Raw genomic sequence first — 9,117 nt, forward strand, 5'->3', positions numbered from 1 at the left:
ACGCCGACTTTCTGTTGTAATTGGATAGGGAAATACCCGGGAGAGCCGTTCTAATCTCACTTGTTTTTCTGATTGTATCAATGGTAGCAAGATTTCAATCAGTTTAAATTGAGCTGAACTTAGTTGTTTTTTTAAATGAATGAGGTAGAATGTTGGTATCATTATTTTTGAGATAGGCAAGCGTGTAACAATTATGCTGCCTATCTTTTTTTAGCACACATTGGCTCAATCCTTACAAAGTATGGGTTTCAGGCTGGTTGTTACCCCCCCAGCAACTTAATTAAACCACTCCTGACGCAAACAATAAATGCTTTTATGCGCTTTGGGTAAGCCACTAAGTGTGCAGCGGACGCCCTAACGAGGAGGTTATTAAACCCTGAAACCATTGCTATTATTACATTTTTTTTTCTTCCTTCTTCCTTCTTCCTTCTTCCTTCGCCTCTGATTATTCGTTCATATTCTTGTACGTAGCAACTGCCGAAGGCGAACTCCGGTTTAAATAACGAAATATCCAATACTTAAATACCGTATCCAAGATAACTGGAAACGTCGCAATGAACAGAAATATAAACTGCCTATTTTCCGGCAGTCCTAAATGCCTCGATAAACCTTCTAGAATTATTTCCCAACCGTGAGGCGAGTGGAATCCGACGAACACATCCGTAAACAAAATAATTACGAAAGCCTTAGCACTGTCGCTGAGGCCGTAAATCACATCGTCCATAAAAGACTTTAAAATCTCAATCTCTTTCTTGTTAGTGACGATAATCGCGACAAAGGCAATGCAGGAAATCAAATCGGCAAAAATATTTTTAACAGCTCCACCACTTTCAGCGCGGTATTCCTCCGCTAGCTCAACTGCTCTCTCGGCAATCTTCTTTTCCGTTTCCTCTAAAGAAAGCGACGGAGCAGCGCCTATTAACCTTTCAAATTTGAGGTGTTGCTCAAATCTCTCCAGTTCTTGAAATGCTTCTTCTTCCAGGTTAACATTTATGAAAAGTGGAGCCTTTTCTTGACCTCTAAAATGGTCAACTATCGGTCCGACTAGAAAGTTTTTGGAAATTTGATTTGTCAACAGCGGAACTAAAATCAAAAGCAAAATAAATCTCAGAGAAATAATTGTTTTGACTTTGGAATTGCGAAAATTCTTAACTACTTCTTTTTCTGCTTCCGGGTCTAAATCTTTAGTGATTCGATTCAAAGTTCCCAAAAGCGATCGCGGTAATAAATTGACTTCTTCATAGTTAGTGTCAACCTCACCATCGTGAATTTGAACATAATTAGCCGATCCTTTATTTTTTTTGTCAGGTGGAGAGCTGCTATTTGTTGTAGATTTTGGCTGCAGATTTACTGAACTGACAACCGGAACAATTGCCGTCGATCTACTATTATTAATATACTTGTCGATGACTCCATCAATAAACTCTAGCTTCTCAAATACAAGGGATGCTCGATCTTTATTGTCAAAACCTAATCCGTGCTGGTGACGATCCGCGCTTTGTCCCGCCTTCGGTTTTGCCCCCACGCGCTCCGGCAGTTCCAAAAAAGAACGGCTAGCATTAAACTCAACCATTCTGGTTTGGATCACCTTGAGGTATTTTTTCAGTTCGGATTTAAAGTAAGACAGGGTGCTATGTCCGTAATCTCCCGACCGATCGGAGATTGCTTGACCGCCAAAATGCTCGTCTTCGATCGCCTTAATTGCTAATGCAGCATCGTAAGCCTGTTCTAGAGCCCTCTCAGGCGTTTCTCGATACCATTGGTGAGCGCTGTAGAGATATTTTACAATCCTGTCCCACGGAGAAGTATTCATAGCTAAAGCTTGTTAGTTGGCTGCAGACATTAATTGATTAAAGTATTCATGGTATGGTAACAAATTTACATAAATTGCGAACAGCCACCGAGGATTCAGTTTGGATTGTCGGATCTGCCCGCAGCGGCAAAACCGCTCGTTTAGTCGAGCAGTTCTGCATTTGGAGCAAAACTGTCAAGCCTCTTCCCGCAAAAGTTTCAGAGCGATGGGGCTCCGGGCGGCGGCGGGCGGGACAAACTTCCCCAGCAATTTTAGTCTTAGCAGCTAACGGGGACAACCGGCTGGAATTGGCCGATCGCATCGCCGTCGCTACCGAAGGGAAATATACCTTTCACTCGACAACGCCCTTCGGTTTTTTCGAGCAGGAGGTATTGCTATTTTGGCCCCTGCTGGTTCAGTCGCTGGACTTGAGGGCTCAATTTCCCCTAAGGCTGCAACCTGAAACTGAACTGGAACTTGCCGCGAGACTCTGGCGTCGCGAACTAGACGAAGGGATTTTGCAACAAACAGGGGTAAGTCCAACTCGAATGGTGCGTCGAACTCTAGACTTATTACAACTGGCTGCTGTCAGCGGTACGCCCAGAGAAGAAATTCCCAGCATTCTACAACAGGGATTTGCTGGGGAAGGCGGCTCTGGCAACCTGTGGACTAGCACGGGAGAGTTGCTGGGAAGGTGGTGGGAATGGTGCTTGACGCGGGGGTTTCTGACTTACGGGATTGTTTGCGAACTCTACTGGCGCTATTTGTTGCCGGATGCCACTTACCAGCAGCATTTGACCTCTAGATACCAAGCTGTCATCGCAGACGATGTTGACGATTATCCGGCGATCGGTCGCCATTTGTTCGATCGGATGCTCGACTTCGGTGCAGCGGGGGCATTCTCGTACAATCGGGATGGAGGGGTGCGTTTGGGATTGGGGGCTGACACGGAATACCTGGCCCGACTCGAAGACCGCTGTCAAAGCGTGGAAAATTTGGACGCAAAAGCCGGTTTAGCCCCAGAAATTGGGGATTTAGCGCTAAGTTTAGCAGTTAATTCTGAGGGTTTTTATCCTTTAGGCTTGAGTTTGCCAGGATCGGTTCGATCGCTCCAAACCACTTCCCGCGCTCAACTACTGCGAGAAACCGCCGAAATCATCGCGGATGCGGTGAAGTCGCAAGCCGCGGAACCGCAAGAAATCGCCGTAATTGCCCCGGGGATGGATGCGATCGCCCGTTACAGTTTAACGGAAATTCTGGCGCGAGATAATATTGCCGCCGTATCTCTCAACGATCAGCGTCCCCTATCGACTACCCCAGAGATTCGAGCTTTGCTGACTTTGTTAGCGTTAGTTTATCCGGGACTCGGCCGTTTGGTCGATCGAGACGGCGCAGCCGAAATGCTGGTTGTGTTGGGCAGCCAAAAACACCGTTCTTTGGAAACAGAAGATTCCCACCCCACGTTCAATCTAAAATCTCAAATCCAAAATCAAAAATCGATCGACCAAGTGAGAGCAGGTTTAATCGCCGATCACTGTTTTTGCCCAGATATCGATCGACCTCAATTAGTCCCAATTACGGCCTTTCCCCGGTGGGACAGACTCGGACACCGAGCCGCCGGAGCCTACGAGCAAATTGTGGAGTGGATCGAACAACAGCGGTCGCAACAGCAGGAGCGGCTGTTGCCGAGCCCAATTGCCCTGCTCGATCGAGCGATCCAGAAATTTCTGGTGAACGACAGATACCTGCCGTACGATCGGCTCGCAGCCATGCGCGAGTTAATGGAAACCGCCACCCACTACTGGGAAATCAACGGGCGAATGCAGCGCGTAGAACCGACAAACGGCGGCGACTCAGAAACGATCGCCCGGTTCATCCAGTTGTTGCGCCAAGGAACAGTCACCGCCAACCCCTTTCCAGTGCGTCCAGAAGGCCCAGCAGCCAGAGCCGTCACTCTCGCCAACATCTTCCAGTACCGCAGCAGCCGCCGCGCCCACAAATGGCACTTTTGGCTGGATGCCGGGTCGCCTCTGTGGCTGAGCGGCGGTGCGGCGACATTGTTTGGCGCTCCCTTATTTTTGCGATCGCAACAGGGGCGTCCCTGGGAAACCGAAGACGAAACGGCTGCCGACCAACAGCGGCTGCGGCGAATTCTGCTAGATTTGTTAAGTCGCTGTTCCCTGCTTTACCTTTGCCACAGCGAACTATCAGTCAGCGGACAAGAACAAACCGGACCGCTTCTGCCCCTAATTAACAGCTCTGTTTCTTGTCAGCAGTCAGCATAAGACAGTCGGCTTCTGCAGGCAAGAGGCACAGATGTATTCGGCATTCGGCAGGAGGAAAGAAAAAATTATGACGGCGAAGATTTTTATTTTTTCTGATTCTGGATAAATACACCCGGCTGACTCGAAGCCCGACTTCTAGGTTCTATCGAAATGGCGCGATATTAAAGTATACCCAAGATAGGCAGCAAAACGTGCAATCATTAATATTTTGAGATCGAAAGATGCCCGGCTTAAAAAATATCTATAGCCGTTGCATTTTTGATTTAGTATGTTAGAAATGATCGGGATTATTAATCAATTTTAAGCCATATTTGTGGCAACAAACTGATACTAATCAGTTCTTAAAGTTAATCGGGATCGTCGTTTAAAGGAGCCAAAATAATGCCAAGTGCAGTGCCAGTAGTAATTATACCAACACCAACTCCGACTCCAACACCAGAACCAACACCAACTCCAACACCAGAACCAACACCAACTCCGACGCCTGCACCAACTCCGACTCCAACACCAACTCCAACGCCAGCACCAACTCCGACTCCCTCCGGGGACGACACATTTGGCGGCATAGACGACACATTGGGCGGAGGCCAAGGTACCTCGCCCGGAGTCATCGGCGGCGTAGTCCGCGGCACAGAAACCAACGACTCCTTAGTTGGCAGTCCCGGGCCCGACGTGATTTCCGGGCTGCAAGGCAACGACAACCTCCAAGGAGCCGACGGCGACGATTTAGTATTTGGCAACGACGATGACGACGTGCTGTTCGGCGCGCCAGGTAACGACGTTCTAGACGGCGGTTCAGGACTCGATACCCTGTACGGAGGCAAAGGCAACGACTCCCTCGACGGGGGAAATAACCCTGACCTGCTGTACGGCAATGACGGCAACGACACGGTAATCGGAGGCGAAGGCAAAGACACGGCTTACGGCGGCAAAGGCAGCGACAGCTTGCGTGGCGGGTCTGGCGACGATAGCTTTTTGGGCGATCGAGGCGACGACATCCTGTGGGGCGACCAAGGTAACGACTCGCTCTTCGGCGGCGACGGCGAAGACTTGCTATTTGGTAACGAAGGAGGCGACTGGCTATACGGAAACGCCGGCGGAGACACAATTTTTGCCGGCGACGGCGACGACATCGTATTCGGCGGTGACGGCGACGACATCGTGGACGCGGGTGCTGGCAACGACGTTATTTGGGGCGAAGCAGGCAAAGATGTAGTGGCAGGAGGCGAAGGCAGAGATGTCTTCGTCATCGGTGCCTTCAGTTCCCCCAGCGGCAGCAGCGGCACTAACCCGGCATTTCTCACCACAGGTGGTCCCGATATCGCCGATGCGGACATTTTCACCGACTTTCGCCAAGGCGAAGATTCGATCGGGTTGAGCGGCGACCTCAAGTTTGAAGATTTGGTAATCTTCCAAAGCACCGACACCAAAGCAGGCAGCACGATTATTCGCAACGGCGTCAGCGGCGACTTTTTAGCAGTATTGCCCGGAGTAGACAGCAGAACTCTGGGGCGGAGCTCCTTTGTATTTGCCCCCACAGTTCCCGGCAGCGCCACCCCGCTGCCCCTGCCGACGCCGAGTCCGAGTCCGACACCGACGCCGACGCCGACCCCGAGTCCGACACCGACGCCGACAGACACTCCGACACCGACGCCGACAGCCAGTCCGACGCCGACACCGAGTCCGACGCCGACGTTCCCGACGCCGACAGCCAGTCCGACGCCGACGCCGATATTCCCGACGCCGACAGCCAGTCCGACGCCGACACCGATATTCCCGACACCCAGTCCGACGACCTTCCCCAATCAGCCTCCAAGAGCAGTTGACGACAACTTCACCACGGTTGCGGGTCAACAACTCAGTCTCAACGTTCTGTTCAACGACACCGACCCGGACAAGAACGCTCTGACTGTGACGACTTTTACTCCAGCAGCCAAGGGGAGTGTGGTTCCCCAGGGCGGCGGCGTATTCACATACACCCCGAATGCCGGCTTCTCCGGTAGTGACAGTTTCAGCTACTCGATCTCAGACGGCAACGGCGGCACAAGTCAGGCAGTAGTAACCATCAACATCAGCAGCCCGCCGCAGCTAGTAATTAACGAGGGTGTGGTGGTTGCCAAAAGTGCTCCTACCCAGACAATCACGGCGGCCGATTTGTTAGTCACAGATCCCGATAACAGTCCGTCGGAAATCGTTTACACGATTACCCAAGCCCCCGACGCTACCAGAGGTTTTGTCCAAAGGGGCGGCACCTTTCTCAACGTCGGCAGCAAATTCACCCAAGACGATATCAACAACAACATCGTCAAATACAACTTGCTGGCGGCTGGCGGCAACGACAGTTTCACGTTTACAGCCTCCGACGGGTCTGCAACTCTCGAACCGATATCTTTCAGCATCACCGTTGTAGATAATATTGTCGATCGCACCCAACTCCCCGCCAGCAGCTTTACAGGCAGCAACCTTAGCGACTTCATCATCGGCGGGGCCGGCAACGATACCCTCTCTGGGGGCGACGGCAACGACATCATCGACGGCAGGGGCGGCGACGACCTCGAATTCGGTGAAGCAGGCAACGACTCGGTGCTGGGTTCGACAGGCAACGACACCCTCGACGGCGGACTGGGCAACGATACCATCGACGGCGAAGACGGCATAGACTCGCTCATCGGCGGACTGGGCAACGACCTGATGTTTGGTGGCAATGACAATGACATTGTTTTAGGCGGTGACAACGGCGACACCATTGACGGCGGAACAGGCAATGACTCGATATTGGGAGAATCCGGCGAGGACTCGATACTTGGAGGAAACGGGATCGACACCTTATTAGGTGGCATTGGCGACGACTCGCTCGACGGCGGTGCAGGCGACGACATTCTCGACGGCAGCATCGGCAGAGACTTGCTCGACGGCGGTATCAATAACGATTCTCTCTCCGGCGGCGACAGCGAAGACACGATTTTGGGTGGAGAAGGCAACGACACGGCACTCGGAGGTGCGGGTAACGACTACGTTTTGGGCGAGGGCGGCAGCGACTCCCTGTTGGGCGAAGCGGGCGACGACACTCTCGACGGCGGCGCTGGCAGCGACTGTCTCAGCGGCGCGTTCGGCAACGACTTGGTGTTAGGCGGGGATGACAACGACTCGCTTTCCGGCGGTGCTGGCAATGATATTTTGGGCGGCGGGGGCGGTTCTGACTTGCTCACGGGCGATGCTGGCGATGATTTCTTCTACTACGAAACTCCCAGCGAAGGCGTGGACGTGATTGCTGACTTTAACGCCAGCGGCAGCGGTACCGACAGATTCTTGTTCAGGTCGTCAAATTTCGCCGGCTTAACCAACTCGGGAACTACTAACGATTTCACGAGTTTTATCGTCAGGAATATCGGGTCTAGCGGCGACAACATCAGCAAGCAAGAAGTCATTTTGTTTGAATCTAAATTTGATAACGCTCAAGCAGTAAATGCTGTGTTGAAGAATCAAAACGGTTCTAGCAAAACGGGAGCTTTCTTCGTGTACCTCAACAATACTTTTAACAAGTACGTTCTCGGCTTCGACCCCAATGTGGCAGATGACAGTCTCCCAGCTTTCGATTTGGGTGTGTTGAATACTATTCCTACAGTGCCGGGAGCGCTCAGCACGGTGATTACGGCCTCTGACTTTAAGTTTATTTAGGGCTTGCCGTATATAGGTTTTGGTCATTGAATTTTTGAGTAGCGTCGCAAGGAGGCGGAACAATGCCAAGTGCAGTACCACTAATTTTTCTCGAAGGGCGGCTACCCGATGAGAACGGGGATAGTTTGGATAGCGGCACGGCGCCGTCGCCTACGCCGTCGTCGGGGACAACGACAACGATGACGGGTACTTCGACAACGATGACGGGTACTTCGACGACGATGACGGGTACTTCGACGACGATGACGGGTACTTCGACAACGATGACGGGTACTTCGACAACGATGACGGGTACTTCGACAACGATGACGGGTACTTCGACAACGATGACGGGGACGGGCCCGGGGATTTCGGTCACGCCGGTGCCGCGGCCAACTCAGACAGTTCCCACACCTCCGCCAGAGCCAGTTTTTGTCGATGGCTTAGTTGTCGCAAATGATGGGAATAACTATTTAATCGGCAGCTTGTTCAATGACACGATTTCCGGGGGTGGCGGCGACGACACGCTTCTGAGTCGGGACGGGGACGATATAGTCAAGGGCGATGACGGTAACGATTCTCTCAACGGCGGGGCTGGTAAAGATATTGTTGAGGGCGGGCGTGGCAATGACACGGCGCGGGGCGGCAAAGGCGATGACGTGGTTTCTGGCGAGGTGGGCAATGACGTAGCTTTTGGCGACCAGGGCAACGATATTGTTTTGGGTTCTGAAGGCAACGACACGCTGTACGGGGGTAAAGGCAATGACTGTCTGCGCGGTGGTGGCGAGGACGACCTGATGTTTGGCGACAAGGGCAGTGACACTGTTTTTGGCGACACGGGTAACGACTGCCTGATCGGCGCTGCAGGCAATGATATTTTGTTGGGCCAGGAGGGCGGGGATGTCATCACCGGCGGTGTTGGTAACGATACTGGTGACGGCGGCGAGGGTGATGACCTGATCTTCGGGGGCGACGGCAATGATTCTTTGTCTGGGGATGCTGGGGATGATATTCTTTCGGGCGATCGCGGGTCTGATACTCTGACAGGAGGCGACGGTTCGGATATCTTTGTTCTGGGTAGGGTGGGCACGTCGCCTGCGGGCAACGGGTTTCTCACTACTGGCGGCCGCGAAATCGGCGATGCTGATTTAATTAGAGATTTTAAGGCAGGAGATTCGATCGGTCTGGCTGGAGGTTTGAACTTTACAGAGTTAGAAATTTTCCAGGGCCAAGGCTCGAATTCTAGCAACACGATTATTAGGGACAGACGAACTGGGGAATTTTTGGCGGTGTTGATTGATGTTCGATCGAACTCGCTAGATGAATCTCGGTTCACTACAGCCCAAATACCGCGCGTAGACGACAATCCCTTCACCATTCAGG

At 52.1% G+C, this 9,117-nt stretch carries 4 protein-coding genes; 3 read left to right on the top strand and 1 reads right to left on the bottom strand.

From position 1 onward, the window contains the following. Positions 1-445 precede the first annotated feature (445 nt). Positions 446-1,813 (bottom strand): proton extrusion protein PcxA, encoded by a 1,368-nt coding sequence (locus QUA80_RS12660; RefSeq protein WP_333424923.1) that lies wholly within the window; start codon positions 1,811-1,813, stop codon positions 446-448. 53 nt (positions 1,814-1,866) lie between these two features. On the opposite strand from QUA80_RS12660, the gene QUA80_RS12665 reads away from it, so the two are divergent. The 3 genes from QUA80_RS12665 to QUA80_RS12675 all read left to right on the top strand — a co-directional run. Then, positions 1,867-4,077: a recombinase family protein gene (locus QUA80_RS12665; RefSeq protein WP_333424925.1), complete on the top strand. Its 2,211-nt coding sequence runs from the start codon at positions 1,867-1,869 to the stop codon at positions 4,075-4,077. A gap of 381 nt (positions 4,078-4,458) precedes the next feature. Continuing rightward, positions 4,459-7,755, top strand: a complete 3,297-nt coding sequence (locus QUA80_RS12670; protein WP_333424927.1) for an Ig-like domain-containing protein — start codon at positions 4,459-4,461, stop codon at positions 7,753-7,755. A 62-nt stretch (positions 7,756-7,817) separates the two neighbouring features. Beyond that, positions 7,818-9,117 (top strand): calcium-binding protein (locus QUA80_RS12675; RefSeq protein ID WP_333424929.1); only part of this gene is annotated, 1,300 nt, incomplete at its 3' end.

Source organism: Microcoleus sp. F4-D5 (genome assembly GCF_036704885.1).
In the GTDB taxonomy this organism is placed as follows: domain Bacteria; phylum Cyanobacteriota; class Cyanobacteriia; order Cyanobacteriales; family Microcoleaceae; genus Microcoleus.

Coding starts and splice junctions, on each gene's coding strand:
- QUA80_RS12660 (WP_333424923.1), bottom strand. CDS start 1,813: ATGAATACTTCTCCGTGGGACAGGATTGTAAAATATCTCTACAGCGCT.
- QUA80_RS12665 (WP_333424925.1), top strand. CDS start 1,867: ATGGTAACAAATTTACATAAATTGCGAACAGCCACCGAGGATTCAGTT.
- QUA80_RS12670 (WP_333424927.1), top strand. CDS start 4,459: ATGCCAAGTGCAGTGCCAGTAGTAATTATACCAACACCAACTCCGACT.